Genomic DNA, 26985 nt, shown 5'->3' with positions numbered 1-26985 from the left:
GTACTCAGGCCCGGCGTTCGGCTACGTGATGGAAGGTCGCGAGCAGTCCTAGGATCCGCGTCACAGGAGCCGGCGGGCGAGAGGCAGTCTGCTCCGGGTGACCAGCGCCGCCACGGTCGCCAGAATGGGCAGCCCCACCACCACGGCGATCACGAACGGCCACGGTATCGCGATCGTCGCGGGATCTCCGGTGCCGTGTGTCGTCATCGGCCGGCTCAGCGCCACGCCCGTCACCGTTCCCGCGACCAGCCCCACCAGCGCGCCGAGCACGGAGATGTAGAGGGCCTGGCCGGCCACGACCATCCGCAACGTCCCGGGTGGTGCGCCGATGGCCGCCATCGTCGCCCGATCAGACCGCATGTCGGCGGCTGCCAGGCGAGTAGCGGCCAGCGTGCCGCCGACGACGAGGACAAGAGCGCCGACGAGCCAGCCCCACAAGCCAGCGTCGGGCACGTTGCGGTAGCCCTCCTCGGCGGCGATCGTGACGCGGGAGTTCACCTTGGCGAGATCGCGCCACAGTGTCGAGTCGGCCGGCAGCCGGTGCATGGCATAGAGCTGGCGCTCCGCCGTCGAGAAGCCGGCCTGCTCGACCAGGGCGCGGGGCAGCAGGGCGCCGCCCTGGTGCTTGTCGGCGGGCGTGGCCAGCACCGCGGGCACTTCGAGCTTGCGCGGGGGGCCGGACGTGGAGCCCGCCCGCAGCGCGAGCTTGCCGTCCCGCAGCGCGGCCGCGTCGAACACCACGGCCTTACCGCTCGCCAACGCCGCTGCTGCCTGCGGGTCGTGGCGCCCTTGGAGGAGCCTGAGGAGAGCCTGGTCTCCGATGGCCGCCGTGCGACGCGTCCGTGTCCCGTTCCATCGCATCGTGTACCGCAACGCGTAGCGGCGGCCCTGGGCGTCCTTCGCCTGATATCCGGCGGCCAGCGGCACGCCCGGCAGCCGGCGGGCCGTTTCGGCGCGAAGTCTGGTCCAGGCCGCGTCGCCGATGTTGCCGGCCCAGATCGCCAGCATGCCGGTCGGGCGCGCCGAGGTGTAGGCGTTGCGCCGGTCCATGTAGTCGCTGTAGGTGCCGATGCCCATCGCCACGACCGTGGCCGTGACGGCCATGACGGCCGCCACGGCGCTCGCCGTACGGGATCGGTGGCGGACCGCGTCGCGGACGGACACCCGCAGCGGGAGGCGCAACCGCGCGGCCGGCCGTCCGGTGTAGCCGACCAGCCATGGCGTCGCCACCACCAGCCCGAGCAGGATCAGCACCGCGGAGGCGAGCACCCACACCGAGCCCGGCTGGCGCCGCGCCACCACGGTCGCCCCCAGCCCGGCCAGCACCAGCACAGCCCCCACCAGGGGCCATCCCGGCCGATCGGCCACCGCGGGCGCGCGGCCGGCCAGCACGGTCACGGTGTCCTGCCGAGCCGCTTGTACGGCAGGCACGAGCGCTGCCACGAGCCCGGTGACCAGGCCCAGCGCGGCGACGCCCAGGACCTGCGACCACGGTACGTCCGGCGGCCCGACCTGCCCTCCCCAGTGCGCCACGACATGGGCGCCCAGCACTCCGATCCCGATGCCGAGGGCCGTCGCCACGATGGTGGCCGCACCGCCGAGGACCAATCCGTCCGCCAGCACGATCGTCCGCAGGTGTCCGGCCGAGCCGCCCTGCGCCGCGATCTCGGCCAGTTCCCTGCGCCGTCTGCGGAGCCCGACCGCGAAGGCGGGCCCGGCCAGCAGCACGGTCTCCAGCGCCACCATGACGATCATCGCGCCGATCCCGACCATGTACTGGACGTCGAAGGCACGAGCCGGGGTGCGCGGCGAGTTCGTGATCATGGCCCTGGAGGTGACGTACAGACCGGCCTTGTTCAGCGTGGGCACATCGGTCCAAGACACAGGCTTCGCGGTATCGGCGAGCCATCCGGTGCCGTACTCCCCGGGAGACGAGAATTGATCGAACGGAGCCAACGGGAGATCCGGACCCACGACCTGTCGAAGCGACGGCCGGTGCGGGTGCTCGACCACGCCCACCACCGTCAGCGGCGTCGCAGCGGATGCCTGTAGGAGGTCGCCGGGCCGCAGGCCCAGCGCGGGTGTCACCGCGACCTCGCGGGCGGAGGGAAACCTGCCCTCACGCAGCGTGAGCGTTCCCCTGGTGAGGGGATCGCGCAGGTCGGTCTCCAGCGCGTCGACCTGCTCGGTGCCCAGCCGGAGCACGCCAGTACTGAAAGGGATCAACCGGGCGCCCGGTCCGAGCAGCGCCATCACCTCGGCGGTGCCGAGGCTGGGCGCGGCCGCTCCATCGCCGCCCGGGCCCCAGCTCGCCCCGTTCGGCTCCTGGCGGAGTACCGTACCCGCGGGTGTCTGCATGAGGCGGGCGTCGGCCGCGCCGAGCTCGGCCACCATGCCCTCCTGGCCGGTGACGTTCATAGTATCGATCAGGGTGAACATCGCCGTGATCACCAGGACGGGCAAGCCGATCATCACCATGATGAGCGCGCTTCGTCCCCGGGAACGCCACGCGTTCCGGCGGGCGATACGCAGCGCGGCGACAACGGCGCTCATCGGGCGCTCACCAGCGACACGTTCGTGGAATCCGCGATCATCCCGTCGCGGAGGAACACCACACGATCGGCCCAGGCGGCGTAGCGCGGCTCGTGGGTGACGAGCAGGACCGCCGCGCCCGCGTCACAGCGAGCGCGTAAGAGGCGCAGGATCTCGTCGCCGGTGCGCGTGTCGAGCGCGCCGGTCGGTTCGTCGGCCAGCAACAGGCGCCGCTCGCCGACCAGGGCACGGGCGATCGCGACCCGCTGGCGCTGGCCACCGGACAGCTCGCAGGGGAAGCGGTCGGCCAGATCTTCCACGTCGATCTCCGCCAGTACGGTCATGGCCTCCTCGCGAGCGAGGCGTGACCGCACGCCGTCGAGCTCGCGCGGCAGCATCACGTTCTCCGCCGCCGTCAGCGACGGGATCAGGTTGAGGTCCTGGAAGACGTAGCCGACGCTACGGCGCCGCAGTGCGGCCAGGTCGCGCACGGTGGCCAGGTCCTGCTCGTCGATGTGCACCGTGCCCGACGTGGGCCGGTCGAGCCCGCCCGCGAGGTTGAGCAGGGTCGACTTGCCGGACCCGGACGGGCCCATGACCGCGATCAGCTCCCCTGCGTCGACCTCGAGGCTCACGCCTTTCAGCGCGTGCACGGCTGTCGCCCCTTCGTCATGGACTCTGGCCACTTCGGCCAGCCGTACGACCGTCATCTTTCCTCCTCAAGAAAGGCCTCGCAGTGGTCCAGCCATCGCTGCTCGGCCTCGGCCCGGAAAATCATCGAATCGAGCACCAGCCGCTGAGCCGCGCCTTCCGCTGCGGCTCGCTTGGCCCTGGTCAGCTGCTGAAGGGTGCGCATGGTCGCCGTACGCTGCCGGCGGATGACCTCGGCGACGTCCACCTCCTTGGCTGCGACGGCCATGGCCAGCTTGATGACCAGCTCGTCCCGCGGCCGGTCGGACTGGACGACGGGGGTGTTGAACCATCGCGCCAGTTCCGCCCGGCCCGCCGCGGTGAGCGTGTAGACGACCCGGCCCTGCTCGTCCGACTCGCCCGGCTCGACCAGGCCGTCGCGCTCCATGCGGGACAGCGTCGTGTAGACCTGGCCGATGTTGAGCGGCCAGGTCGCCCCCGTCGACGCCTCGAACTCCACCCGCAATTGGTAGCCGTGCCGAGGCCCCCTGCTGAGCAGGGCAAGCAGCCCATGCCTGATCGACATGGATACCAAGTATGCATACGCAGTATGCGCTTCTCAAGGCGATCACGATATTTCGGGTGCCACCTGCGGCTACGCCGCCGTGCACCGCCGCATGTCCTCTAGACCCTCCACTCGGGTCCGTGTCACCACCCGCAAAGTAGCTCTGTGTGATGGCTGTTGAACGATGTGGTCGGGCATTGTCTGCTTCAGGTCGGCCGCAAGGTAACTGAGCGTTTCGTCCAAAGTTCGCTACGTTGCGATCACGGCTGCGACATACCGATCGGTAGTCGAACGGTCACGGATCATGTTTCTCCTGACCTTCAGCGAGACCGGGGAGAAACAGGTGCGGGCATGCGGCCCGAGTGGAAGCGCGCTTCCCTCGGCGCGAGGACATCCCGCGAGCCGCGGTGGACTTCATGGCCGGGCAGGTCAAGGTGGAGGCGGCTTTGTTCGTCTCCTACGCCTGGTCGGGACGCACGATTGAACACCACCGGGCGCAGATCAGAAAGTTCCACGACTTCCGGGAACCGACGGTGGGCGATGAGGACAAGCTCGCCGACTGGCTTGCCACCAAGATCTGCCCGGTGGAGATGTCGCGGGACCGGCTGCGCGCGGCGCTGCTGACGCGCTGCCGGGAGGACCGGATCGAGCCGCCGAAGGCGACCCGGATCGAACGCGTCCTGAGTGCGGCCGAGACTCTGTTCGAGCGGAACTTCACCCACACGACGCTGAACCGGTTGTCGTTCGATTCGGTGGACAAGCTGGAGGAGCTCATCACCCCGCCCCCGCACACGGCCAGTTCTGAGGATCCGCTCTCAGGACAGGCCGACGCCGAGCCGCAGGGACAAGACCAGGCCACCGCTGCCCACGAAGAAAGGCGGCGAGCGTTCTTGCAAGAGCTGAAGGAGGATCCCGGCTCCTTCCAACTGGACACGCTGCTGACCGAGATCGTGAAGCTGGGCCGGGTCGGGGAGATGGGCCTGCCGGCCACCCTGTTCGACGGGGTCTCGGACAAGGTGGTGGCCGAGTGGCGGGCGTGGTTGGCTTTCTCGGCAACCACGCTCCTCCAGCACAATGCCTTCGAGCTCAAACCTCCGAAACTGACCCTCATCAACAGCAGCTATCAGCTGGTGCTGTTTCTAGCCATGGCGCTGGTGATCGGGCTACTGTAGCGTCCGCGCCAGACCTGGGGCCCGGGGAATCTGCTCGCCGGTAGTAACGCTAAGGACCGAACCGCAGGTCAGGGTGTTCTTCGGTCACCGTAACGAGGTGGTGAAGCCCTGTCGCTGCGGCGGGAGGTCAGCCGGAGCGAAATCTTCGGGGGTGGGCTTTGGTCAGCAGAACCAGCCGAAGAGCCAGCAGCCCAGCCAGCGCAGGACGGTGACGAGCCCGATTCCCATGAGCAGCGTTGCTGAGCTGAGAAGCGCGAAGACGGCGGCGCCCTCCCACCAAGGTTCGCTCCAGTCCGCTGCTGCCGGGTCTTCGCGCCAGGTGTAGGTCAGGGGGCGGCCCGCCTGTCGGCTGGCCGCCGCCAGGACGGTGGTCAGGCGCTCCCGAGCAGGCGCCGTCTGGGCGTGATCGGGGGAATGGCGCCAGCCGAGCGCGAGCATGCGGTCGACAGGGTCTCGGTAGGCCCGCTCGAAAGCGGCCGTCTCGGCGGGGACCCGCTGCTCGGCCAGGTATCCCCAGCGTCCCGCCTGGGCGGGGTCGCCGAGGGTTCGGTAGACCTCGGCGAGTTGCTCTCGCAGGTCCAGCCGGTCGGGGTAGGTTCCGATCAGGCTACGCAGCCGCTGGCGTGCCATCAGGACGGCTGCCGGAGAGCCCTCGTCCACCTCGGCCGCCACCTTCGCCAGCATCTGCGTCACACCTATGGCGCCAAGCATCCCAGACAACTAGTGGGACTTTCCCAGCGCTACTTTGCGGCTGGTGACACCGACCCGAGTGCCGGGCCTCTACGTGCTCGCCGGAACCAGCACCCCGGACTGACCCCCAGGACGCCGGTCCCGACCTCATGGCATCAGCAACGCTTATCGGAGGAGCAGGAATCATCGTTGGCGCTTAAGTGGCCCGCCCTCCAGGATGGTGTTCATGAGAATCGCCCTGGTCGGAGACCGGTCACCCAGCGTTCGTTCCCATGCCCGCATCCCGCAGATCCTCCAGGCGCTGCGCGAGCGTGAGGGCCTCGCGCTCGACGCGTACTGGATCCCCACACCCGACGCCACCGACCTGGATGGTTTCGACGGCATCTGGGTGCTTCCCGGCAGCCCGTACCGCAGCGAGGAGGGCGCGGTCAACGCCGCGCGCACGGCGCGCGTGCGCGGCATTCCGTTCCTCGGCACCTGTGGCGGCTTCCAGCACGCCCTGCTGGAGTACGCCAGGGGCGTGCTCGGTCTCGACGTCGCCCACGCCGAGAACGACCCCGCCGCCCGCGACTTCCTGCTGCTGCCGCTGGAGTGCTCGCTGGCAGGACACGAGGGCCTGGTACGGCTGGCCCCCGGCTCCCTCGTCGAGCGGATCATGGGTTCACCCACCACGGTCGAGAGCTACAGCTGTTCCTACGGGCTCAACTCCGACTACGAGCAGCGACTCGTCGACGGCGGCCTCGCCTTCACCGGCAGGGCGGACGACGGCACGGTCAGGGCGGCCGAGATCCCCGGCCATCCGTTCTTCTTGGCCACGCTCTTCCAGCCCGAACTGCACGGCGACGGCTCCAGGCCGCACCCGATCATCACGGCCTTCGCCACCGCGGTCAGCCTCGCGAAGGCACCGGTCAGCCCCGTGTGAACGCGGGCCGGTCTTGCCCGGAGGCGGATCGGCCCCATTCGGGCGCAGGCCTGCCCCACGAAGGCACCGGTGAGCACACGCCGGCGCGCCCGACGGGCAAGCGGCCGCGGCACGCCACGCGCACTTCCATGCCGGGGCACGCCCCGATCGAGGGTCTGCGCGTGTCGGTCGTCGACATCGCGGGCCCGCGCTGGCCAGGTGTGTCACAGCGCGAGCTCGCACCTGGTCAGGCGCGTCGGCGTGTCCGGCGAAGGGCGCGCGCCAAGCGGGGCACGTCGGTGTCCCAGGGACGTCCCGGTGTCAGTCGTCGATGCCTGAACCGGAAGGATGGGTGATGTTGTCGTCGCCGATGGGGCCCCCGCCCCACCGTTCGTAGCATTTGGTGGGATTCTTGTGCTGGCTGCAGGGGTGTGCCACGGATTCGGCGCCGGCCACCTGCCCTGGCATCGTCACTGGGACGACAAGGGTCGCGGCCCCCATCGCGACGGCCACGAGAGCGTTCCTGATCGTGATCATGGCTGAGACTCCATGGTGAATCCCTGGGCGATCCCAGGGTGCTGAAGGAGCGCCGCGCCGGCATCCCCGTCGGCGCCGATGCGGCAGAGCAAGACAATTCCACGCTAATGAGCGACAAACGGGATGGTCACCTCGGGAAATCCAAAGCCTGGAGCAGGTCGGATTACCCTTCCACTATCGAGAGTGACGGCATGGCCACTTACCGTGACAATCGGTCCCGAAACCCCTCTACCGGCCGAGGAAAGACGTCCGCCCCCGGATTGCAATGTTCTGGCAGGTCATCACCAGGCGCGTGCTCGCAGGAAGACCGTCGGATCAGGACCCGCACGCAGGTCGGGTGGCGGTCGCCGTGCGTCTCGCGAGGGACGGGCTCGTCTTGATCTCAAGTGTGGTTGAGGTTGCACGATCGAACCCCACCCACGAGACGAAGGAACGCGCGTGATCGAGATCTACACCGATGTGCTGTGCCCGTGGTGCTACATCGGCAAGCGGCGCATCACCACGGCGCTCGCGGACGTCGCCGGACGCGAGCGCATGGAGGTCGTCTGGCGGAGCTTCGAGCTGGACCCAGGCGCGAGCGTGACGCCCGGCGAGACCGCTGCCGAGGCGATGGTCATGTGGTGGGGTGACCAGGCGTCCGCGAGGGTCGCGAAGATCCAGGCCCTCGGAGCCGCGGAGGGCCTGGATCTCGACCTGCACGCCGCGCGCCCCGTCAGCACCTTCGACGCCCACCGGCTGGCCCACCTGGCCGCCGACCACGGCCTGGCCGACGAGATGATGGAACGCCTGTTCCGCGCCTATCACACCGAAGGGCTCAACGTGGCCGACCCACTGGTACTGGAACGCCTGGGCGCCGAGGCGGGGCTGGAGGCCGTCAGGGTGCGCGACGTGCTGTCAGGTGACGCCTACGCCGCCGACGTCAGGGCCGACGAGCGCCGCGCCGCCGAGCTGGGCGTGCGTGGCGTCCCGTCGGTCGTGATCGACGACGGCCCGCCGTTCTCCGGCGTGCAGCCGCCCGCCGCCCTGCGCACTCTGTTCGAGCAGGCCGCCCGCTCACGGGTGTGACGCGGCGAGCCTGACCAGCCGCAGCAGCGACCACCGCATGAAGGCCCTGGCCAAGGGGCGGACCAGTGAGCCGAGCGGCAGCGACAGCTCCTCGGCCCAGAAGAGGCGTCCGCCGGCGATCCTGAACATGCCGGTGCCGCGCACCAGCAGACCCGTGTGCCTGACCGCTACCGCCGTGGGCGGCTCCCACCTGGTGATGACCATCGTGTCGACGAAGCCGAGCCGCCCGAACCCCGTGAAGGCGGCCAGCTCGCTGCCCACGCCGTGCCCGTCGCCCGCGACGACGCGGGCCGTGGTCAGGAACATCCACTCGGGATGCCTCGACCAGTCGGTCAGGACCTGGAACAGCCGCTCGGCGGGCAGTTGTGTCGGGACGGCGACGGCCAGGCGAGTCGGCATGATCTCTACTGTACGGAGGGCCGCACGCCCGCGCCGCGCAGCAGCCGTCCGGCCAGCTCGGCCAGCGCGGCGGGCAGCTCGGGCGGTTCGTGCACCTCGAACTCCACGCCGAGCATGCCGATCAGGTAGGCGATGCCCTGCAGCGAGTCGGCACCGAGGTCGAGCAGGCACGAGTTCTCGTCGATGGGGGTGAGCGTGCCCTTGGTGGGGCTGACGCTCAGCCGTACCTGCTCGATGGGGGCGTGCACCGTGACGCGGGCACGGTAGCGGTAGACCGAGCTGCTGACCCTGCGGGAGATGTAGTCGGCCAGGTCGTCGGCGGGCGGCCGGCGCGCGGGGAAGCGGGCGCCGAGCGTCGGCCCGGCGACGCGGTCGACGCGGTAGGTGCGCCAGTCGGCCCTGTCGACGTCCCACGCCAGCAGGTACCAGCGGCGACCGAGGTGGGCCAGGCGCAGCGGCTCGACGTGCCGGCGATCCGCCCGGCCCTGGTGGCTGAGGTAGTCGAAGCGCAGGCGCTGCCCGTCGCGGCAGGCGGCGGCGATGGTGGTCAGCGTGGCGTGCTCGACCTGCGGGAGGCCGCCTTCCATCGTGACCGTGGCGTCCTGCAGCGCGCTGACGCGATGGCGCAGCCGGGACGGCAGCACCTGCTCCAGCTTGGCCAGCGCCCGCACTGAGCTCTCCTCGATGCCGGCGACCGTCCCTCCGGCCGCGGTGCGCAGGCCGACCGCGACCGCCACCGCCTCCTCGTCGTCGAGCAGCAGCGGCGGCAGTGCCGCTCCCGCCCCCAGCCGGTAGCCGCCCGCCACTCCCCTGGCCGCGTGGACCGGGTAGCCGAGCTCGCGCAGCCGCTCGATGTCGCGCCTGAGCGTGCGCACGTCGACGTCGAGGCGTTCGGCCAGCTCGGCGCCGGTCCAGTCGCGGCGGGACTGGAAGAGGGACAACAGACGCAGCAGCCGGGTCGGAGTCACGACCTTCATATTAAGGGCGGGATCTGTCCTTTATTCGTTCTACCGTCGAAGCATGGAAATCAAGGAGTTCCGCATCGATGTCCCGCAGGCCGACCTCGACGACCTTCGCGAGCGCCTGGGCCGCACCCGATGGCCCTCCGAGATCCCGGGCCAGGGTTGGAGCCGCGGCGTCCCCACCGGCTACCTGCGCGAACTGGCGGCCTACTGGATGGAGCGCTACGACTGGCGCGCGCACGAGGCGCGGCTGAACTCGCTGCCGCAGTTCACCACCGAGATCGACGGCGCGAACGTCCACTTCGTCCATGTCCGCTCGCCTCGCGAGGACGCCACGCCGCTGATCCTCACGCACGGCTGGCCGGGATCGATCGTGGAGTTCCTCGACGTCATCGAGCCGCTGTCCCAGGACTTCCACCTGGTGATCCCCTCCATCCCCGGCTACGGCTTCTCGGGGCCGACCGGAGCGGCGGGCTGGGACCTCAAGCGGGTGGCGCGGGCGTGGGCGGAGCTGATGAGCCGGCTCGGCTACGAGCGCTACGGCGCGCAGGGCGGTGACTGGGGTTCCGGCATCTCACGCGAGCTGGGCATCGCCGAGCCCGAGCGGGTGATCGGCGTGCACCTCAACTTCCTGCTCACCTTCCCCTTCGGCGACCTGTCCCAGCTGAGCGAGGAGGACCAGGCGCGCCTGGCCGAGTACGAGGCCTTCGACGACAGGTCGGGATACCTGCGGATCCAGGCCACCAGACCGCAGACCCTCGCGTACGGCCTGCACGACTCGCCGGTGGGCCAGCTGGCGTGGATCGTGGAGAAGTTCAAGGAGTGGACCGACTCCAAGGACGTGCCCGAGGAGGCGGTGGACCGCGACCTCTTGCTCACCAACGTGATGATCTACTGGCTGACCGGTACCGCGGGCTCCTCCGCGCAGCTCTACTACGAGTTCGGCAAGTCGTGGAGCATGCCGGAGCGCCTGGAGGTGCCGACCGGCATCGCCGTCTTCCCCAGGGAGAACGCCAAGCCGGTGCGGGCGCTGGCCGAGATGACCAACGCCATCGTGCACTGGAGCGAGTTCGACAGGGGCGGCCACTTCGCCGCGATGGAGGAGCCGGATCTGCTCGTCGCCGACATCAAGGCGTTCTTCAGTCGAATCTGACGGTCGGCCGCTTGCCAGGCTCGGCGAAGGCGAGGAGGTCGACGGCCTCGGCCTCGATCTCCTCGCGCTGGGCCGTCGTCAGCGCGCCGAACGGCGAGACGGTCACCGTGGCCCTGTCGCGCTTCCAGATGCCGTGGACGTAGCCGTCGACCAGGACGGTGCCGTTGACCTGGCCGTTGATCGTGACGACGCGCTTGCGGTGTTCGTCGGCGATGACCCTGGTCCGGTCAGCGTGGCCGAGCACCAGGTTGTCGAAGGGCGCGACCAGGCGCACGGGGGCGGGCGTGTCCTCGTCGGGGCGTGGGGCGTCCCGCAGGTCGAGCAGCCCGCCGCCCAGGTCGACCAGGTCGAGCTTGGCGGCGGCAGCGCGCAGCCCGGTCAGGCCCGACCAGGCCTGCATGTCGGCGACCGTCGCGGGGCCGAAGGCGGCGAGGTAACGCCGCAGCAGGTGCTCGACGGCGGGCTCCGGATCGAGGTCGCGGCCCAGCCACGCCTCCACGGGGGTGAGGACGGCGTCGCCCGCCTTGCCCCACACCCCCCGCGGCGGCAGCTGGACCATGGGCAGCAGCCAGCGCAGGATCACCGGCAGGTCGGCGGGAGGGGCGTCGGGGAACCGCTCGGCCAGCAGCGGGGTCATGGCCTTCACCGACAGGGGCCGCTCGGTCAGCAGCGCCCTGCCGGCGGCCACCACGGCCGCGTGATCGATGCCGTCGACCCTCCTGGCCGTCAGCGCCCGGGTGAGCATGGGCTGGATGAGCGGCCTGATCGCCAGGCAGTCTCGGGCGCTGACGAGGTGTACGGTGCCGCGCATCAGCGTGATGCGGACGACCTGGCGGCCGACCAGCAGCTCGGCCAGCTCCTTCGGCTGGAAGCTCGTCATGCGCGACCACAGCCCGAAGTAGGGCGGGAAGGGCGCCTGGGCCTGCAGGCCGACGAGGTGCTCGATGACCTCTGTCGGGCTCATCGCGTGCCGGCGCAGCAGTAGCTGTCTGGCGAGGGTGGCGCGGTTGAGCGCCCGCTGGCTGATCACGGCCACCACCTTAGAGCGCGCCACCGACAGGCGGCGGAACCCGTGTCGTGGACAGGGGGTGCGTGAGCTCGGCCCGCCCTGGTGCCCTGCCTGGTCTTCGTCGCCGACGGCCTGGTGGTGGAGAGCGCCGAGTCCCGTCTCTAGGACAGGAAGCGCAGCACGGCCAGGACGCGGCGGCTGTAGCCGGTGGTGTGCGACAGGCCGAGCTTGTCGAAGACGGCGTTGACGTGTTTCTCGACCGCGCTCTGCGACACGAACAGGGCCTCGGCGATGGAGGCGTTCGTGTAGCCCTGTGCCATGTGCTCGAGCACCTCGCGCTCGCGCGGGGTGAGCCTGGCCAGCGGGTCGGCCTGCGCCGTGCGAGCCAGCAGCTGCCGTACGACCTCGGGGTCGAAGGCGGCGCCGCCCGCGCCGACGCGCTCCAGCGCGTCGAGGAAGTCGGCCACCTGGGCCACCCTGTCCTTCAGAAGGTAGCCGACGCCTGCCACGTCGCCGGTCATCAGCTCGGTGGCGTACTTCTTCTCGACGTACTGCGACAGCACCAGCACCCTGACCGACGGCCAGCGGCGCCTGATCTCCAGCGCCGCGCGCAGTCCCTCGTCGGTGTGGGTGGGCGGCATGCGGACGTCCACCACCACGATGTCGGGCTGGTCGGCGGCGACCGCCTCGACCAGCGCGTCGCCGTCGCCGACCGCGGCCACGACGTCATGCCCCTCCTCGGCCAGCAGCCTGGCCAGCCCCTCCCGCAGCAGTGTCGAGTCCTCCGCGAGCGTCACCCGCATGGCAGCTCCGCCCTCACCACGGTCGGCCCGCCGGGCGGGCTGGACACCGAGAAGGAGCCGTCGAGCGCGGCCACTCTGCGCGCCAGGCCGGACAGCCCGCCGCCCGAGGGGTCGGCGCCGCCCCTGCCGTCGTCTTCGATGTGCACGCTGACGATCCTCGCATCGGCCGAGACGCCGACGGTGATCAGGCCCGCCTCGGCGTGCTTGGCCGCGTTGGTGACCGCCTCGCACACCACGAAGTAGGCGGCCGTCTCGACCTCGCGCGGCGGCCGCCGCGGCAGCTCGCACGCCACCTTCACCGGCACGGCCGAGCGTTCGGCGACGGCGGCAAGCGCCTCGGCGAGCCCGAGGGAGTCGAGGCCGCTCGGGTAGGCCCGCCATGCCACCTTGCGCAGTTCCGCGAGCGCCAGCTGGGCCTCCTCGTGCGCCTGCTCCAGCAGCTCGGCCCGGCCCCGTTTGGCCCTGCCGATCACCATGGCGAGCGCGACGAGGCGCTGCTGCAGCCCGTCGTGCAGGTCGCGTTCGATGCGGCGGCGTTCGGCGTCGACGGCGGCCAGGACACCGGCGCGGGTCTCGGCCAGCTCGGCGATCCTGCGTTCGAGCGCCTCGGTGGAGTGGGGACCGAGCGTGCGGAGGGCCAGCCGCCGTTCGAGCGCGTGCACGCCGACGATGCCCGACAGGTCGAGGAAGAGCAGCACGACGCCCGCCCCCAGGAAGTAGGCCAGCAGCCCGGGGGTCATGAGCATGCCGTCGACGGCCTCGCCATGACCCCAGGTCCACAGCGCGCGCACCCCGATGACCAGGCCGATGACCAGCAGGGCGACGACGATGCCGCCGAGGATGCCGACGGGCGCCCGCAGGGCCAGGTAGCGCAGGGCCTGGCCGCGGGAGAAGCCGCCCACCCGCACGTCGAGCCTGCGCGCCTCCATGGCCACGACGCGGGTGGCGGCGGCGGCCATGCGCGGGTGGGTCAGCACGGGGAGCGCGATCAGCTCGGCCAGGGCGGTCAGCGCTCCGAGGGTGACCCTAGCGACGATCCGCATGGCGGCCCTTGCGGCGTTCGGTCAGCCGTACACCGACGAAGACGAGGACGGCCAGCACCACCGCGGCGATGACGAGGTTGGTGCCGATGCCGACGTAGCCCTCCACGAGGGACCAGTTGTCGCCGAGGAAGTAGCCCGCCATCACGAAGATCGTGTTCCAGATCGCACTGCCGAGGGTGGTGAACAGCAGGAAGACGCCGAGCGGCATGCGTTCCACTCCGGCGGGGATGGAGATCATGCTGCGGAAGATCGGGATCATCCGCCCGAAGAACACGGTCTTGACCCCGTGCTTGGCGAACCACTCCTCGGTCTTCTCGATGTCGGACACCTTCACCAGCGGCAGCCTGGTGGCGATCGCGACCACCCTGTCCCGGCCCAGCAGCGCCCCGATCAGGTACAGGGCGAGCGCGCCGACGACCGAGCCCGCCGTCGTCCACGCCAGAGCCTCGATCAGTCCCATTCCGCCCCGGCCCGCGGTGAATCCGGCCAGGGGAAGGATCACCTCGCTCGGCAGTGGCGGAAACAGGTTCTCCAGCGCGATGGCGAGTCCCGCGCCGGGCGCCCCCATGGTCTCCATCAGGCCCGTCGCCCAGCCGGCGATCCCGTCGTTAGAAGTCATGCCCCAGAGCCTATGAGTGATCGAATATGCCCAGAATGAGGTCATCTTCCGAATTGAGCCTGGGGTAAACCACACCTACACCGTACGGTACGCTGTACGGCTATGCGGGAACTCCTTCGGCACGCGGCAGTCTTCGAACCGGGCGACCCGCCCAGGGCAGGCACCATGGCCTTCCTCGACCCATCGGGCGACGAGACCGTGACGATCGCGGAGCCCGGAGGAACGCGGGAGACATTCGTCACCCGCGTTCCCGTCACCGACGCTGTCGCGCTGCTCAGCAGGGCTCGCACCGACCAGAGCGCCGACCCCGCCAGCAGGTTCTGGGGCGCGGTGGCGCTCCTGGCGCTCCAGATCGTCGCCAAGGGGCGCATCAGGCCAGGCGTGAGCGAAGGCGAGTACGCCGCCTGGCGCGCGGGCCCGCTCGACGCCGCCGACCTGGCCAAGGTCAGGGAGCTGGCCGACGCGATGCCCGCCACGGCGCGAGCCGTACCCGTGCCATCGGCCCCCGGCCTGCTCCCCGACGCGGAAGGCCTGGTCCGCGCCTTCCTCGACGCCGTCGCCGACGGCATGCCACGCTCGCCCGGCGCCGTGCGCGCCGTGGGCGTGCCCGCTTACTCCGCCGCCAAGCCGGTCAAGACGCCGCAGCTGAGGGAGTGGGCGGCCGACTCCGGCGTCCGGCTGTCGCTGCGGATCGAGACCAGCGGCGGCGAGCACGCGAGCTTCCGCGCGGTGGTGCAGCTGCACAGCTTGGCCGACCCCTCGCTCGTCGTGGACGCCGCCGACCTGTGGGCGGGCCGCGACCAGGGGCTCGGCCCGAGGGCGCAGGTCGACGCGGTCGTCGAGCTGCGCAGGGCAGCCCGGCGGTGGCCGCCGCTGGAGCGGCTCCTCGACGCCGCCGTGCCCGACGAACTCGACCTGTCCGACCACGAGGTGTCCGACCTGCTGGCCGGGGCGGCCAAGGGCATCGACGTGCACTGGCCGCGCGAGCTCGTGCGCGGGGTCAACGCCAGGGCCGTCCTCGGCGGCGAGTCCAGCGGGCTGTTCCGCTTCGACTGGCATCTGACGCTCGGCGACGACGAGCTGACCGCCGCCGAGATGGACCGGCTGGCCGAGGCCCACCGCCCCGTCGTACGGCTGCGCGACCAGTGGGTGCTCATCGACCCCGAACTGGCCCGCAAGGCCAGGAACCGCGAGATGAAGCCGCTGACCGGCATCGAGGCACTCGGCGCCGCCCTCACCGGCACGGCGCTGGTCGAGGAGGAGGAGATCGAGGTCTCCCCCGGCCCCGTCCTGGACGAGCTGCGCGGCAGGCTGGTGGCGGAGCCGGTCGAGCCGCCGAGCGGGCTCGCCGCGACACTGCGCGACTACCAGCTGGCGGGTCTGCGGTGGCTGGCCCAGATGACCTCGCTGGGGCTCGGCGGCTGCCTGGCCGACGACATGGGCCTGGGTAAGACGATCACGCTCATCGCGCTCCACCTGCACAGGAACAGCGGCCCGACGCTGGTCGTCTGCCCCGCCTCACTGCTGGGCAACTGGGAGAGGGAGATCGCCAGGTTCGCCCCTGGAGTCCCGGTGCGCCGCTACCACGGCTCCCAGCGCACGCTGGCCGACACCGGTTTCGTGCTCACCACGTACGGCACCATGCGCCTCGACGCGGCCGTGCTCGCCGAGCACCCGTGGGACCTGGTGGTGGCCGACGAGGCCCAGCACGTCAAGAACCACCGCTCGGGCACCGCCAAGGCGCTGCGCGAGATCCCCTCGGCCGCGCGCGTCGCGCTGACCGGCACGCCGGTGGAGAACACGCTGTCGGAGCTGTGGGCCATCCTCGACTGGACCACCCCCGGGCTCCTCGGATCGCTCACCCGCTTCCGCACCCGCTGGGAGCCGCAGCCCGAACGGCTCGGCCGCCTGATAGCCCCCTTCCTGTTGCGCCGCCGCAAGTCCGACCCCGGCATCGCGCCCGAACTGCCGCCCAAGACCGAGACCGACAGGCCCGTCTCGCTCACCAGGGAGCAGACCGCGCTCTACGAGGCGACCGTGCGCGAGCTGATGTCGTCCATCTCGGCGGCCGACGGCATGGCCAGGCGCGGCCTGATCGTCAAACTCCTGACGGGGCTCAAGCAGATCTGCAACCACCCCGCCCAGTTCCTGCACGAGAAGGACCCCGTGCTGGAAGGCCGCTCCGGCAAGCTCGAACTCCTCGAAGAGCTGCTGGAGACCATCCTCACCGAGGACGGCGCGGTCCTGATCTTCACCCAGTACGTCACGATGGCCCGCCTGCTGGAGCGCTTCCTCGCGGGCAGGGGCATCGCCACCCAGTTCCTCCACGGCGGCACCCCCGTGGCCAGGCGGGAGGAGATGGTGAAACGGTTCCAGGACGGCGCGGCGCCCGTCTTCCTGCTCTCGCTCAAGGCCGCAGGCACTGGGCTCAACCTCACCCGGGCCGACCATGTCATCCACTTCGACCGCTGGTGGAACCCGGCCGTCGAGGACCAGGCCACCGACCGCGCCTACCGCATCGGCCAGACCCGTCCCGTGCAGGTGCACAGGCTCATCGCCGAGGGCACCGTCGAGGACCGCATCGCGACGATGCTCGAGACCAAGCGTTCGCTGGCCGAAGCCGTCCTTTCCAACGACTTCACCGAACTCACCGACGCGGACCTGCTCAACCTCGTGGAGCTGCGATGACCGCCGCCAAGGGTTTTCCCGCCTTCGCCCCGCAGGGCGCCGGCGCCCGCTTCGCCACCTCGTGGTGGGGCAGGGCCTGGCTCAAGGCGCTGGAGGACACCTCCCTCGACCACACCCTGCTCGCCAAGGGGCGCGCGTACGCCAAGACCGGGCAGCTCGGCCCCATCACGGTCAGCGCGGGCCGCATCGCCGTGGTGGCCGAGGGCGAATACACCGCCGCCGTGCACGTCGCCCCCGTGACGCCCGCCTTCGTGGAGCAGATCGCGGCCAAGGCGGGCCATCTGGCCGCGCTGCTGGACGGCGACCTGCCGTACGACCTGGTGGAGCTCCTTCCTGGAGTCGGCGATCTCGAGCCCGAGTGCGACTGCCCCGACTGGGGTCACCCGTGCAAGCACGCCGCCGCCCTGTGCTACCAGGCCTCGTGGCTGCTCGACCGCGACCCGTTCCTGCTGATGCTCATGCGCGGGCTCGACAAGGACGACCTGATCGCCTCGCTCCAGCGGGCCGCCGCGCCCACCGGTACGCCGGTCGCCGAGGCCTACGCACACGGCACTCCGCCGCTGCCGTCCTTCACGATCAGGTCCTCCGACCCCTTCGGCGCCGAGCACGCCGTCGCCGAGCCGCTCGAGGTGGAGCCGGCGCCGGGCATCGACCCCACCGCTCTGCGGGTGCTGGCCGCCGACGCCGCCCTGCGCGCCCGCGAACTGCTCGTATCAGGCGCCGCGGCCGTCCTCACCGAGTTCCAGGACAGGGTACGGCTGGCCGCCACCCACGACCTCGACATCGGCCTGCCCGCCGCCGTCCAGTCATGGCGGTACGGCGGCGCCGACGCCCTCGACACGCTCACCACCGCGTGGACCCCTCCCAAACAGGCCGTCGCCCGCGCCGGATGGCAGCTGCCCGGGTTCGAGGTCAGCCGTAACCGCTGGAGCCTCGGCGGCGTCCAGGTCCGCTACGGCAGGGACGGGCGCTGGTATCCGTTCGTCGACGCGGACGGCGACTGGTTCCCCGCGGGACCGCCGGAACCCGACCCCGCCACCGCCCTCGCCACCGTGCAGGGAACCGACTGATCCCCCACCCGATGAGCGGCGCCGACACGCGCTGTCCGATGCCTGGCGCTCCGCTGACGCTCAGCCCTCGTCTGTGACGCTCAGGCCGAGGTTGGTGGCGACGGTGACGGCCTGGAAGGGGTCGATGATCGCCCCGGCCACCTCGCTGCCCAAGGGGTCGAGCGAGGACAGGTCGCTGCCACGCAGGTCACAGCGAGTGAAGTCGGCCTTGCTCAGCCAGGCGCCCGACAGGTCGACCCCTCGCACCTTCGCGCCGGCGAAGCGGGCGCCGGTCAGGTCTGCCTCACGCATCCGCACGTCGGTGAAGGAGGCGTTGCGCAGGTCGGCTCCCGGCATCCCGACGAACGACCAGTCACCGCCCACGACCTTCATCAGGTCGTGGGTCGAACCGTCGAACATGCTGCCCACGAACTTGCACCTGGTGAAGGTCGTGTCGAAGAACGACGTCCTGGTAAAGGTGCAGTTGATGAAGCCGGTCTCCTCGTGGGTGGAGGCGTTGAAGCGGCAGTTGCGAAAGGTGCACTCGACGAACTCCGCTCCCCTGCTGACCGCCTCCGTCAGATCGACGTCGACGAACGCCACCCGCCGATGCTGCTCGCCCGACAGGTCCCTGCTGTCCCAGTCGGCCGCGTGGACGGTGGAGTCGGTCGGCGGCGCGGGGACGCCGTGCTTGCGCTCAGCCATCATGGGAGGAGAGCCTAGACGGGGCCGCCGACATTTCCTTGAGCGCTCCCAGCGTCGCGGCCAGTTCCTCCTGCAGGATGACGCTCGCCGCGACGCCGTCCCCCTTCTCGATCGCCTCCACCAGGCCCGCGTGCGACGCGTCGCCGGTGTTGGGGTCATGTGAGCGCAGTGCGAGCAGGTCGACCAGGTCGATCAGGCCCTGTCGCAGAGCGGGCACGAACTCGCCGAACAGGTCGGTGAGCACGGGGTTGCGCGCCGCGGCCACGACCGCGGCGTGCAGGGCGATGTCGGCGTCGACGAACGCCGCGTCGTCGCCCGGGGCGGCCGCCCGCCTGGCCGCCAGCGCCGCGCGAAGGGCGTCGAGGTCGGCGGCGGTCCTGCGCTCGGCGGCCAGCCGCGCGGCCTGCACCTCGACCAGCATCCTGACCTCGTAGACGTCGGCTACGGCCGCCCTCCGCAGCCGGGTGGGCCACTCCTCCGCGACCTCCGTCGCGATCACGAACACGCCCGCGCCCTGCCGCGACTGCAGCAGCCCCGCGCCGGCCAGGGCGCGCAGCGCCTCGCGCACGGTCGAGCGGCCCACGCCGAGGGTGGCGGCCAGCGTCGTCTCGCCGGGCAGCCTGGTGCCGACGGGCCACTGGCCGGCGGCGATCTGCTCACGGAGGTGCTGGGTGGCCTGGTCGACCAGTGGGCTGGGGCGAAGCATCGATGAACCTCTCAGGTTGTCTGAGGAGCTGAGGTGTGCTTAACCTACCGCACATGACCTGGAATGCCCAGCGCCCCAGCCCGATGCCCTACCACCGCTACCAGCCCTTTCACGAGCGGGTCGAGGTGCCGCTCGCCGACCGCTCGTGGCCGGGCAACCACCTGACGACAGCGCCCCTGTGGGTGCCCGTCGACCTTCGCGACGGCAACCAGGCACTGGCCGAGCCCATGGACACCGCGCGCAAGCGGCGGCTGTTCGACCTGCTGGTCAGGATGGGGTTCAAGGAGATCGAGATCGGCTATCCCTCGGCCAGCCAGACCGACTTCGACTTCGTCAGGCACCTGGCCTGCAGTGACGCCGTCCCTGACGACGTGACGCCAGTGGTCTTCACCGCGGCCCGCCACGACCTCATCGAGCGGACGTTCGCCTCGATCGAAGGGCTGCCGCGCGCCGTGGTCCACCTGTACACGGCGACCGCGCCCGTCTGGCGCGAGGTGGTGCTGGGCCGTACCCGCGCCGAGGTCCGCGCGCTGATCACGGACGCGGCCGAGCACATGGCCAGGCTCGCGCGGGCCGGCACCCGGTTCCAGTTCTCACCCGAGGTGTTCAACCTCACCGAGCCTGACCTGGTCCTGGAGGTCTGCGACGGGCTGACCGAGCTGTGGGACGCCTCGCCCGACCGTCCCGTGACCCACAACCTGCCCGCGACCGTCGAGATCGCCACACCCAACGTCTACGCCGACCAGATCGAGTACATGCACCGGAACCTGGCCAGGCGCGACTCCGTCATCCTCTCGGTCCACCCGCACAACGACAGGGGCACCGGCGTGGCCTGCGCGGAGCTGGCCGTGCTCGCGGGGGCGCAGCGGGTGGAGGGCTGCCTGTTCGGCAACGGCGAGCGCACGGGCAACGTCGACCTGATCACGCTGGCGATGAACCTGTACGCCCAGGGCGTCGACCCGATGCTCGACCTGTCCGACATCGACGCCATCCGCGAGACCGTGGAGTGGTGCAACAGGCTGCCCGTCCACCCGCGTCACCCCTACGGGGGCGAGCTCGTCTACACCGCCTTCTCCGGCACCCACCAGGACGCCATCAGCAAGGGCCTGGCCCACCAGCGGCCCGAGGCGCCGTGGCAGGTGCCGTACCTGCCGATCGACCCCGCCGACGTCGGCCGTTCCTACGAGGCGGTGATCAGGGTCAACAGCCAGTCGGGCAAGGGCGGCATCGCGCACCTGCTGCACGAGCACTACGGCCTCGACCTGCCGGTACGGCTGCGCGCCGACTTCGCCTCCGTCGTGCAGGCGGCCACCGACGGCAGCGGCCACGAGGCCACCCCGAAGGACCTGTGGGAGCTGTTCGCCGGCACCTACCTCGCCGGCCCCACGATGTCGTGGAGCACCTCGGAGACCGCCCCCGGCGAGCACCGCTTCACCTGCGAGCTGGGCGTCGGCGTGGGCAGCGGCCCGCTGTCCGCGCTCACCGACGCGCTGCACGGCGCCGGCATCGACGTGGACATCCTGCACTTCGCCGAGCACGCGACGGCGAAGGGCACCGACAGCACGGCGATGGCCTACGCCGAGTGCAGGGTCGGCGAGGTCACCTGCTGGGGCGCGGGCGAGGGCACCTCCGTCCTGACCGCCTCCGTCCGCGCCGTCCTGTCGGCCGTCCACCGGGCGACCTCGCTCCTCCCGGCCAGGACCTGAACGGGCGATCAAAGCCCCTGGAGACATCTCCATCCTTCACTGGGACAGTCTGTGACTTCCTCCATTCCGCCGAGGCCGGCGCCGCTGTTCTCCTGGAGCGGCAGCCCTCTCGGAGGAACTCTTGTCCCCATGCCAAGCACAGACCATCGACCCCGGCGACGTCCCGCAGGAGCGGATCTTCGAGCTGCTCATCGCCGCCGTGGTGCCCAGGCCGATCGCGTGGACCTCGACGGTCGGCCTGGACGGTGTCCGCAATCTCGCGCCGTTCAGCTTCTACACCGTGGTGTCCAGCAGGCCGCCCATGCTGTGCCTCAGCATCGAGGCGGCCGGTGACGGCACGGCCAAGGACACCCTGCGCAACATCGAGACGACCGGCGAGTTCGTCGTCAACACCGTGAGCGCCGACGCGGCCGACCTGATGTACGGCACCAGCCTCGAACACGCCGCCGACGTGGACGAGTTCGAGGCCTGCGGGGTCACGCCGGCGCCTTCCATGCGGGTCCGCCCGCCGAGGGTGGGCGAATCGAAGATCAGCATGGAGTGCGTCCTTCACACGACGCTGCGGCCGGGCAGCGACACCCTGGTCATCGGCGAGGTCGTGGCCTTCCACCTCGCGCCCGGCGTCCTGTCCTGCGACGGTCGCGTCGACATCGACGGCCTGCGCCCGCTCGGCCGCGTCGACTCGCGCTTCATCCAGGTCGGGAACCCGTTCCGGCTCCCGACCGCCTGCCGCCCGCAGGACGCCGCGAAGGGTGGGACATCATGTGGGTGACGGCGGCGGTGAGCCTCGCCGGCCTGCTGGTGACGGTCACTCTCGGCGAGGCCACGAAGGGCTGCCCCGTGGCCGGGTCCTCGGGTACGGCACAGGCCGAACCTCGCACGGGGCGGGCGAGCGCGCAGGAAGGGATCATTCGGTGACATCGGATCCGATCGACGGCGTCGGTCTCGGCGAGCGGCTGGCGGCAGGCGACCTCGACGCGCTCGACGTGGCCGAGCGGGCCCTGCGGCTGGCGCGCAGGCCCAGGGCGGAGGGCACGTTCATCACCCTGACCGTCGACCGGGCGGTCAGGGAGGCCGCGGCCGCCGGCGCCCGGCACGCGGCCGGCCGTACCAACAGCCCCCTGGACGGCGTGCCGGTCGCGGTGAAGGACCTGTTCGATCTCGCCGGTACGGTCACCACCGCCGGCTCCCGCACCCGGGCCTCCCTGCCGCCGGCGGAGCACGACGCGTCCGTCGTGGGACGGCTCGCCGACGCGGGGATGGTGTGCGTCGGCAAGACCAACCTCAGCGAGTTCGCCTTCGGAGGACTCGGCGTCAACCCGCACTTCGGCACCCCGATCAACCCGACCGCCGGTGACGAGCCGCTGGTCCCCGGCGGGTCCTCGTCCGGGTCGGCCGCGGCGGTCGCCCTCGGCATCGTGCCGGTCGCCATCGGCACCGACACCTCGGGCTCGGTGCGCGTGCCCGCCGCCTTCTGCGGGGTGATCGGCTACAAGGCCAGCGCGGGCCGCTACGGCGATGACGGCATGCTCCCACTCTCCCCGACCCTCGACAGCATCGGCGTCCTCGCCACGTCCATGCGCGACATCATCGCGACGGACGCCGTCCTGGCCGGCGAGCCTGCGTCGACCGGGGACGAGGGCCCGTCCAGCCTGGTGGTCCCGCGTGGCGAACTGCTCGACGACTGCGCGCCGCAGGTCCGGCGGCGCTTCGAGGAGCACATGGCGGCTCTGGCGAGCCAGGGCGTGCGGATCGAGGAGCGCCACCTTCCGGCCCTGGCCAAGGCACAGGAGGTCATGGACCGGAACGCGACGATCGTCGAGGCCGAGGCGCACGCACGTTACGGGCACCTGCTCCGGTCTGACGACGGCGCCCGGGTCGACCCCGGGGTCATGCGGCGGCTGGCCGGCTTCGCCGCCCAGCCGCGCGATCCCGCTCCCGTGTACCAGGCGATGGAGCGCCTTCGCACCGACATCGGCCGTGAACTCGGCGGCGCGATCCTGGCCTGTCCCGCCGTCCGCCACACGGCTCCCCCGCTGGCGCCGCTGCTGGCCGACGAGCGGCTGTACGACCTGGCCAACCGCCGGAGCCTGCGCACCACGATGCTCCTCAGCTACCTGGGCATGCCCGGCGTCACCCTCCCGATCGGAACGCCGCGGACGGGCGCCGTCGGACTCCTCCTGTCGGCCCCCTCAGCCCGTGACTCTCGCCTGCTCGCCTCCGCCGCCCGCATCGAGAACCGGCTGACGCAACGCCAGTAGCGCCGGCCAGGCGTCACGGTACCGACCCGGGTGCGCCTGTCGGCTCGGCGGGTCCGCTGGTGCGTCGGGCGTCCAGGCGGAAATCAGGACACCGAGTGGGCTTACCGTCAACCGAAGCCGAGAACGCCGTCCACGTGACCGGTTTCATGACCGTCCCGGCAGGGGCGGCGGTACGGGAAGAGGGTCAAGCATGCCCAAATATCTCATTCAGGCGACGTACACCGCGGACGGCATCAAGGGCGTCCTGCGAGAAGGAGGCACCGGGCGGCGCCAGGCGGTGGAGCGCATGACCGAGAGCCTCGGTGGCCGCGTGGAGCAGATGTACTACGCCTTCGGCGAGACCGACGTCTACGTCATCGTCGACCTGCCCGACAATGTCTCCTCGGCCGCCTTGGGCCTCAGGGTGTCGGCGGCCGGCGGAGCCCGCACGAAGACGGTCGTCCTCCTGACGCCGGAGGAGATCGACGAGGCTACGAGGCAGGAGGTGGAGTACCGGGCCCCCGGCACCTGACAGGGACCGCCCGGGGAGGAAGCGATCAGCTCGCCGGGATACGGCCGCACGGCAGGCTGGCCTTGGGCGCCGTCCTGGTGGCCCTGGCCACGCTGCTGGTTTACGTCATGTTCAGATGAACGTGATGGTCAGGCGGCGGGATGGACGGGCCGTCGGCAGTCAATGGGAGCTCGGCTCAGTCTTTCGGACGGACGAACAGCTCGAGGTGCGAGCACCCCACACAGCGGTAGGCGTCGATGATCCAGCGCGTCTTCCACAGGCGCCTGGCACCGCCGAACAGCCCGCGCTCCAGAGGGCCCTGGATCCAGCGAGCGTACCCCTGAGAATGCTCGCCGCCGTCCTCGATGAAGCCCGGCTCGAGCTCCGTGCCATCGCATTGGGTGCATCGCATGCCCGCATTGTGCCAGTACGGCGATCATCAAGGCTCGGGCGAGTCGCTCCCTTCCGGCCGGCACGCGCGACGGCCTCGGGAGATGGGAATGCTCAGCTCACGACGAATGGGTGGTGTAGTAGCGCCGCGACTTGTCGCGGCTGCCGCAGGTGGTCATGCTGCACCACCGGCGGCGGCGGTTCTTGCTGGTGTCGAGGAACAGCCAGCAGCAGGACGGGCACTCTCCGAGACGGTCCAGCGGCCCTTGGGTGAGCACTTCGACCGTTGACGCCGCGACCTCCCACAGCAGGGTTCGCGCCGTTCGCGGAGCGCTCCACGACAGCCGGAAGGTGCTGTCATCGCCTTCGAGCCGGCCGTGAGCGACGCCGTCGGCGTGCACGGCGGTGACGGCGTCGAGGTCGGCTCGCGGCGCGCTCTCCCCGCGCGCGAGCGGCTGGAACACCCGGAACACCGCCTCACGTAGATCGCGGGCGGCGGGCAGCGTATCGGCCAGGCCTGCCGGGTCTTCGATCGGATGGCCCGTCGCGCGGGCCCAGTCGGTGGCCCCGGGCGCCGTGGCCAGCCAGTCGCGCCGGGCCACCGGGCGGGCGTTGACGGTGTTGGCGAAGTCGAGGCACAACGCGTTGCCGACCAGCTCGACATAGGTCATTCCCCAAGTATCTCACCAATCAAGCCGTGTTGACAGGTAAGGAGGCCTGAGCCAGGCTATGACCGATCAAACGCGTTTGAAAGGTGAGAATCGATGCGCCTTCGCCCCAGGTCACTCGGCAGGCCGTTCAACGCCCTGTGGTTCGGCACCGGCGCCGCCAACCTGGGCGACGGCATGGCGCTGTTCGCGCTGCCGCTGCTCGCCGTCGCCGTCGAGGCCTCGCCCGGCGGGGTGGCGGCGGTGACGGCGGCACTCACCCTCGCCTGGCCGGTCTTCGGGATGCACGCCGGCTGGATCGTCGACCGGGTCGACCGCCGGATGCTGCTGAGCGGGGTCAACGCGGTTCGCGCGGCCGTACTGACGGGCCTTTCCGTCAGCCACGTCACCGGCACCCTGTCACTGCCGGTACTGCTGGCCGCGGCGGTGCTGCTGGGCGCCGCAGAGACGCTGGTGGACACCGCCCTGACCTCCACCGTCCCGATGGTCGTCCAACCCGTGGGCCGTAACAGCGCGAACGCGCGGATCGAAGCGACCATCAACCTCACCAACCAACTCGCCGGGCCACCGCTGGCAGGACTGCTGGCGAGCGCCACGCTCGCCCTCGCCACCGGCGCGAGCGCGGCCCTCTACGTCGTCGCCGTCGCCGGACTCGCGGCGATGACGCTGCGCCGCGCACCAGAGCAGGCAGGCGCCGCCGCGGGGAGCGGCGGCGTGGCCGCCGGCTTCCGGTATCTGTGGCGGCTGCCCGTGGTGCGGACGCTGACCCTGTTCACCGCCGCGATGAACATCGTCTGGGCGGCCGCCACGGCCCTGCTCGTCGTGTACGCGGTCAGCCCGGGCCCGCTCAGGCTCACCACCGCCCAGTACGGCCTGCTGCTCACCGCGATGGCCGTCGGAGGGCTGCTCGCCTCGGCGGTCGTCGAGCCGCTGCGGCGCCGGTTCGGCGTCACCCGGCTGCTGATCGCCGACGCCGCCGGGACCGTTCTGCTGGTGGCGCCCGTCGCGATGGACGGCGGGGTGTGGATCGTGGCCGCCGGCGTGGTGACGGCGGGAGCCGGCTCGAGCGTCTGGCGCATCCTGGTGGCCACGGTCAGGCAGAACCTATCGCCGCCTGACCTGCTGGGCCGCGTCTACGCCGCCTCGCGGGTGCTCAGCTGGGGCGTGATCCCCGTCAGCGCCGCACTGGCCGGTATCGGGGCGGAGCTGTGGGGGGTGCGCGCGGTCTTCGTCCTCGCCACCGTGCTCGCGGCCGTCGTGCTGGTCGCCTTCGTGGTGTACGCGCTGCGCACCGACCTGACAGCCACCGTTGAAGCGAGCCCCGACCCGCTGGCCGTCCCGTGAGCAGGGCCGGGCAGCGTGAAGACAGGCTGTGCCCGCGCCGGTCCCGCGGGGAGCCGGCCGCGATGCAGCGCTCAGGCGGGGGCTCCGTTCAGGGTCTCGACCTGGCCTGTGTCCAGCGAGTAGTACGCGCTGACCACTGCCAGGCTTCCTCTGCTCACCAACGGCGCGAGGTCCCGATTGCCACGCAGGCCGTCCGCGGTCAGTTTCACCTGGGCTCTGCTCATCGTCTCGACGGGGTCGGCGCCGCTGTCCCTGACGGTCTGCTCGTATGCCGGACGTAGGGCCTGCGCGATCGCCTGCAGGTTGCCCGGAAGCGGCTCGCCTTCCCGCAGGGCCTTGTACGCGGCGGAGACGGCGCCGCACCGCTGGTGTCCGAGGACGACGATGAGCGGGGTCCCGCTGGTCATCGGCCCGTACTCGACGGATCCCGTGACCACGGGCCCCACGGCGAGCCCGCCGGTACGCATCACGAACAGATCGCCCAGCCCGGTGTCGAAGACGAGCTCGGGCGGGACCCGGGAGTCGATGCACGACAGCACCACTCCATAGGGCTGCTGCTTGGCCGCCAGCAGCTCGCGGCGTGTGGGATCGCGATCGGGATGCCGGAGCGCGCCGGTCACCCAGCGCCTGTTGCCCTCCATCAGCCGTTCGTAGGCGGCCTTCGGCGAGTCAGGAGCCGGTCCCGTGGGCGGCGCGGGCGTCGTCTTGCCCGCCTTGCTCACGACGTGCACCACCTCGCCAGTCGAGCAGCCGGCGAGGTGTGCCGCCGCGAGAGCCACGCCGCCTGCCAGCAGCGTGCGCCGCCCCGGACCGTCAGCTACAACGCTCATGGCCTGCATCCTTCCCGCGCCCGGCAAGACCCCGGCAACGGGTGCGGATGGAATCGTCACGATTTCTG

General features: G+C 71.1%; 28 protein-coding genes. 12 read left to right on the top strand and 16 right to left on the bottom strand.

Annotation, left to right across the window (positions count from 1 at the left end):
* Positions 1-60: 60 nt before the first annotated feature.
* Genes AC3EO4_RS18375 through AC3EO4_RS18365 form a run of 3 tightly spaced genes read right to left on the bottom strand, consistent with a single transcriptional unit; the run spans position 61 to position 3748 of the window.
* Complete coding sequence (locus AC3EO4_RS18375) at positions 61-2553, bottom strand: FtsX-like permease family protein (protein WP_431896739.1); 2493 nt, start codon at positions 2551-2553, stop codon at positions 61-63.
* Complete coding sequence (locus AC3EO4_RS18370) at positions 2550-3242, bottom strand: ABC transporter ATP-binding protein (protein WP_379572363.1); 693 nt, start codon at positions 3240-3242, stop codon at positions 2550-2552. The genes AC3EO4_RS18375 and AC3EO4_RS18370 overlap by 4 nt, the downstream gene beginning before the upstream one ends.
* Positions 3239-3748 (bottom strand): PadR family transcriptional regulator, encoded by a 510-nt coding sequence (locus AC3EO4_RS18365; RefSeq protein ID WP_379572362.1) that lies wholly within the window; start codon positions 3746-3748, stop codon positions 3239-3241. The genes AC3EO4_RS18370 and AC3EO4_RS18365 overlap by 4 nt, the downstream gene beginning before the upstream one ends.
* A 341-nt stretch (positions 3749-4089) precedes the next feature.
* On the opposite strand from AC3EO4_RS18365, the gene AC3EO4_RS18360 reads away from it, so the two are divergent.
* Complete coding sequence (locus AC3EO4_RS18360; protein ID WP_431896736.1) at positions 4090-4899, top strand: DUF1761 family protein; 810 nt, start codon at positions 4090-4092, stop codon at positions 4897-4899.
* A 162-nt stretch (positions 4900-5061) separates the two neighbouring features.
* Here the strand turns inward: AC3EO4_RS18360 and AC3EO4_RS18355 are convergent, their stop codons facing one another.
* Complete coding sequence (locus tag AC3EO4_RS18355) at positions 5062-5583, bottom strand: DUF6584 family protein (RefSeq protein ID WP_431896734.1); 522 nt, start codon at positions 5581-5583, stop codon at positions 5062-5064.
* A gap of 232 nt (positions 5584-5815) precedes the next feature.
* Here AC3EO4_RS18355 and AC3EO4_RS18350 point away from each other — a divergent pair, with 232 nt between their 5' ends.
* Positions 5816-6511, top strand: coding sequence for a CTP synthase C-terminal region-related (seleno)protein (locus tag AC3EO4_RS18350; RefSeq protein WP_379572358.1), 696 nt, complete (start codon positions 5816-5818; stop codon positions 6509-6511).
* Between the two features lie 300 nt (positions 6512-6811).
* Here the strand turns inward: AC3EO4_RS18350 and AC3EO4_RS18345 are convergent, their stop codons facing one another.
* Positions 6812-7027 carry a hypothetical protein gene (locus AC3EO4_RS18345; protein ID WP_379572357.1) on the bottom strand — a complete coding sequence of 72 codons (216 nt, stop codon included), beginning with the start codon at positions 7025-7027 and terminating at the stop codon, positions 6812-6814.
* A 438-nt stretch (positions 7028-7465) separates the two neighbouring features.
* Between AC3EO4_RS18345 and AC3EO4_RS18340 the strand changes: the two genes are divergently transcribed.
* Positions 7466-8092, top strand: coding sequence for a DsbA family oxidoreductase (locus tag AC3EO4_RS18340; RefSeq protein ID WP_431896732.1), 627 nt, complete (start codon positions 7466-7468; stop codon positions 8090-8092).
* On the opposite strand, the gene AC3EO4_RS18335 is transcribed toward AC3EO4_RS18340, so the two are convergent.
* Together AC3EO4_RS18335 and AC3EO4_RS18330 are read right to left on the bottom strand one after the other, a co-directional pair.
* Complete coding sequence (locus AC3EO4_RS18335; RefSeq protein WP_431896730.1) at positions 8081-8491, bottom strand: SRPBCC family protein; 411 nt, start codon at positions 8489-8491, stop codon at positions 8081-8083. The two genes, AC3EO4_RS18340 and AC3EO4_RS18335, sit on opposite strands and share 12 nt — an antisense overlap.
* Positions 8492-8496: 5 nt before the next feature.
* A complete protein-coding gene (locus AC3EO4_RS18330) occupies positions 8497-9459 on the bottom strand; it encodes a helix-turn-helix transcriptional regulator (protein WP_431896728.1) in 963 nt (320 codons plus the stop codon).
* Positions 9460-9511: 52 nt separating this feature from the next.
* Between AC3EO4_RS18330 and AC3EO4_RS18325 the strand changes: the two genes are divergently transcribed.
* Positions 9512-10606: an epoxide hydrolase family protein gene (locus tag AC3EO4_RS18325; protein ID WP_379572353.1), complete on the top strand. Its 1095-nt coding sequence runs from the start codon at positions 9512-9514 to the stop codon at positions 10604-10606.
* Here the strand turns inward: AC3EO4_RS18325 and AC3EO4_RS18320 are convergent.
* From AC3EO4_RS18320 to AC3EO4_RS18305, 4 genes are all read right to left on the bottom strand, one after another.
* The gene (locus tag AC3EO4_RS18320; protein WP_431896727.1) at positions 10593-11636 is read right to left on the bottom strand and encodes a winged helix DNA-binding domain-containing protein; all 1044 of its coding nucleotides are present in this window, start codon (positions 11634-11636) and stop codon (positions 10593-10595) included. The two genes, AC3EO4_RS18325 and AC3EO4_RS18320, sit on opposite strands and share 14 nt — an antisense overlap.
* Before the next feature lie 140 nt (positions 11637-11776).
* Positions 11777-12418, bottom strand: a complete 642-nt coding sequence (locus tag AC3EO4_RS18315; RefSeq protein WP_379572351.1) for a response regulator — start codon at positions 12416-12418, stop codon at positions 11777-11779.
* Positions 12409-13461 carry a sensor histidine kinase gene (locus tag AC3EO4_RS18310; RefSeq protein WP_431896725.1) on the bottom strand — a complete coding sequence of 351 codons (1053 nt, stop codon included), beginning with the start codon at positions 13459-13461 and terminating at the stop codon, positions 12409-12411. The genes AC3EO4_RS18315 and AC3EO4_RS18310 overlap by 10 nt, the downstream gene beginning before the upstream one ends.
* A complete protein-coding gene (locus tag AC3EO4_RS18305; RefSeq protein ID WP_379572349.1) occupies positions 13445-14080 on the bottom strand; it encodes a DedA family protein in 636 nt (211 codons plus the stop codon). Before AC3EO4_RS18305 ends, AC3EO4_RS18310 begins: the two co-directional genes overlap by 17 nt.
* A gap of 102 nt (positions 14081-14182) precedes the next feature.
* Between AC3EO4_RS18305 and AC3EO4_RS18300 the strand changes: the two genes are divergently transcribed.
* Both AC3EO4_RS18300 and AC3EO4_RS18295 read left to right on the top strand, forming a co-directional pair.
* Complete coding sequence (locus AC3EO4_RS18300; RefSeq protein ID WP_431896722.1) at positions 14183-16768, top strand: SNF2-related protein; 2586 nt, start codon at positions 14183-14185, stop codon at positions 16766-16768.
* On the top strand, positions 16765-17838 hold the full coding sequence (locus AC3EO4_RS18295) for an SWIM zinc finger family protein (RefSeq protein ID WP_431896720.1): 1074 nt from the start codon (positions 16765-16767) through the stop codon (positions 17836-17838). Before AC3EO4_RS18300 ends, AC3EO4_RS18295 begins: the two co-directional genes overlap by 4 nt.
* A 60-nt stretch (positions 17839-17898) precedes the next feature.
* Here AC3EO4_RS18295 and AC3EO4_RS18290 read toward each other — a convergent pair whose 3' ends face one another.
* Complete coding sequence (locus AC3EO4_RS18290; protein WP_379572346.1) at positions 17899-18525, bottom strand: pentapeptide repeat-containing protein; 627 nt, start codon at positions 18523-18525, stop codon at positions 17899-17901.
* Positions 18515-19228 (bottom strand): FadR/GntR family transcriptional regulator, encoded by a 714-nt coding sequence (locus tag AC3EO4_RS18285; RefSeq protein WP_431896718.1) that lies wholly within the window; start codon positions 19226-19228, stop codon positions 18515-18517. The genes AC3EO4_RS18290 and AC3EO4_RS18285 overlap by 11 nt, the downstream gene beginning before the upstream one ends.
* A gap of 53 nt (positions 19229-19281) precedes the next feature.
* Here AC3EO4_RS18285 and AC3EO4_RS18280 point away from each other — a divergent pair, with 53 nt between their 5' ends.
* The 5 genes from AC3EO4_RS18280 to AC3EO4_RS18260 all read left to right on the top strand — a co-directional run bounded on the left by AC3EO4_RS18280 (position 19282) and on the right by AC3EO4_RS18260 (position 23706).
* The gene (locus AC3EO4_RS18280; protein WP_431896716.1) at positions 19282-20934 is read left to right on the top strand and encodes a 2-isopropylmalate synthase; all 1653 of its coding nucleotides are present in this window, start codon (positions 19282-19284) and stop codon (positions 20932-20934) included.
* Positions 20935-21055: 121 nt separating this feature from the next.
* Complete coding sequence (locus AC3EO4_RS18275) at positions 21056-21706, top strand: flavin reductase family protein (protein WP_431896714.1); 651 nt, start codon at positions 21056-21058, stop codon at positions 21704-21706.
* Positions 21697-21852: a hypothetical protein gene (locus AC3EO4_RS18270; protein ID WP_379572343.1), complete on the top strand. Its 156-nt coding sequence runs from the start codon at positions 21697-21699 to the stop codon at positions 21850-21852. Before AC3EO4_RS18275 ends, AC3EO4_RS18270 begins: the two co-directional genes overlap by 10 nt.
* Complete coding sequence (locus tag AC3EO4_RS18265) at positions 21849-23195, top strand: amidase family protein (RefSeq protein WP_431896712.1); 1347 nt, start codon at positions 21849-21851, stop codon at positions 23193-23195. Before AC3EO4_RS18270 ends, AC3EO4_RS18265 begins: the two co-directional genes overlap by 4 nt.
* Before the next feature lie 190 nt (positions 23196-23385).
* Entirely contained in the window at positions 23386-23706 is a 321-nt protein-coding gene (locus AC3EO4_RS18260) for a GYD domain-containing protein (RefSeq protein WP_379572341.1), read from the top strand.
* A gap of 175 nt (positions 23707-23881) precedes the next feature.
* On the opposite strand, the gene AC3EO4_RS18255 is transcribed toward AC3EO4_RS18260, so the two are convergent.
* The gene (locus AC3EO4_RS18255) at positions 23882-24097 is read right to left on the bottom strand and encodes a hypothetical protein (protein ID WP_379572340.1); all 216 of its coding nucleotides are present in this window, start codon (positions 24095-24097) and stop codon (positions 23882-23884) included.
* A gap of 97 nt (positions 24098-24194) precedes the next feature.
* Positions 24195-24746 carry a CGNR zinc finger domain-containing protein gene (locus tag AC3EO4_RS18250; RefSeq protein WP_431896710.1) on the bottom strand — a complete coding sequence of 184 codons (552 nt, stop codon included), beginning with the start codon at positions 24744-24746 and terminating at the stop codon, positions 24195-24197.
* Between the two features lie 93 nt (positions 24747-24839).
* Between AC3EO4_RS18250 and AC3EO4_RS18245 the strand changes: the two genes are divergently transcribed.
* On the top strand, positions 24840-26087 hold the full coding sequence (locus AC3EO4_RS18245) for an MFS transporter (RefSeq protein ID WP_431896708.1): 1248 nt from the start codon (positions 24840-24842) through the stop codon (positions 26085-26087).
* A gap of 71 nt (positions 26088-26158) precedes the next feature.
* On the opposite strand, the gene AC3EO4_RS18240 is transcribed toward AC3EO4_RS18245, so the two are convergent.
* Entirely contained in the window at positions 26159-26917 is a 759-nt protein-coding gene (locus AC3EO4_RS18240) for a carbonic anhydrase (RefSeq protein WP_379572337.1), read from the bottom strand.
* Positions 26918-26985: the final 68 nt, after the last annotated feature.

This window comes from Nonomuraea sp. bgisy101, assembly GCF_057708945.1.
Note: the sequence above shows the minus strand (reverse complement) of the source record. Positions and strands in the feature narration are given on the sequence as shown.